The 1,458-nt window shown below is 31.3% G+C and carries 1 protein-coding gene; it reads right to left on the bottom strand.

The features are described from left to right. A partial coding sequence (locus DBR11_RS29585) for a thioredoxin-like domain-containing protein (protein ID WP_158275279.1) occupies positions 1–1,458 on the bottom strand: 1,458 nt, incomplete at both ends.

Genomic DNA, 1,458 nt, shown 5'->3' with positions numbered 1-1,458 from the left:
TCTTTAAATAGTGCATTATGATTATATAGATTTGATGTATTGAAAAAAACTATTTTTCCCGTTTGATCTAATAAAATAACACACGGAAACGCCCAAATCTGATTCTCTACTACAATAGGGTGCTTATAGCCCATACCATTGGTGTATAAATTGACGGCTTCATTTGATGTATAGTCTCCTTGGTGAATAGTATTCTTCCACAATGTTTTGTCTGCATCGCCACATATGGATAGGAAAACAACATCAGAGTTGTTTTGGAATGACTTTTCTACTTTCGAAAGAGTATTTTTATAGAAAGAGCTACATCCTCCACATCCTTTAAACCAAAAGTCAATTAGAACTACCTTATTCTTAAATTCTTCTATTGACCTTAGTTTACCCTTATCGTCCTCTAAAAAATATTTTCTAAGATGTCTACCTGGCGCTCTAAGTTCTAAGTTTTTTAGTATATCTAAATATTCTGGATTTTTGATTACGGTTTTTATATTCGAATAAAAGTCGAATATATTATCCGATTCTCTCTCCGTTGTCAAACAATGCATCATAACAATAAGATCCCTAATGTCGAAATATCGAGGTTTCTTTTGATAATAATTTATTATTTCTTTACATGCAGTATCTATACTGAAATGACCAGTATTCACAAAAGACATTGCTCTGGTTTTTTTATAAAGAAATCTCAAAAATTGCACTGAGTTAGATAGTCCCTTTAGATCTATTCCGTAGTTATTTGAAGTGTCAAAAGAACTTTTTAATCTGTGTTTGAATTTAGCTTGAAACTCTTTGTCTCGGTAGACCAAACTATCCCTTCCAAAACTTGAAATAGTCTGTAATAGGCCACTCTGAACAGAGTAAACTATGTTGGCTTTAAAAACATTATAGCTTAATAAAGAAAGGTTTTTTCTGTTTGTTTGCAAGTAACTTAATCTTGCTTGAATAGCATCTGATATTTTATCTAATGTTTCGTATTTTAATATATTACCGTCAAATCCAATAGGGTATGTTTGGATTTGAGTAATGTGATTTGGACTGAGTTTGAGACTATCAATCTCATTAAATAAGTTGTATTTTTGAGCACCGTGGCCATAGAATTTTGTTGTAGAATATAGACCTGCTTCCGTTTCTATGTAACTTAACTTAATTGATATGCTATCCCGTTTCTCCCAAAAATAAGGACAGGTAATCGAAATAAGATTTTTACTTCTTTTATGAGAGAATGTTCTTCGTTTTAGAATTGTAAAATAACCATGTTCTTCTTTAACCGAAGCCTCAAACCTAAAATAGCCTTGGTCATTTAGTGTCGCACTATAGACTTTCTTATATTTTTCAAGTACTGTGAAAAGTAAATTATCCAGACATAAGTATAATGTATCATTGGGTTTTGCTTCTTTGAAATAGACATTAATATAGATTCTGGTCTCATGCTTTGGTGTTTTTTTTTGTTGAGCATACGATAAG

Origin of the sequence: Pedobacter sp. HMWF019, from assembly GCF_003061025.1 — a bacterium.
In the GTDB taxonomy this organism is placed as follows: Bacteria; Bacteroidota; Bacteroidia; order Sphingobacteriales; family Sphingobacteriaceae; genus Pedobacter.
The sequence above is the reverse complement of the archived record's forward strand: the minus strand, read 5'-3'. Positions and strand labels throughout refer to the sequence as shown.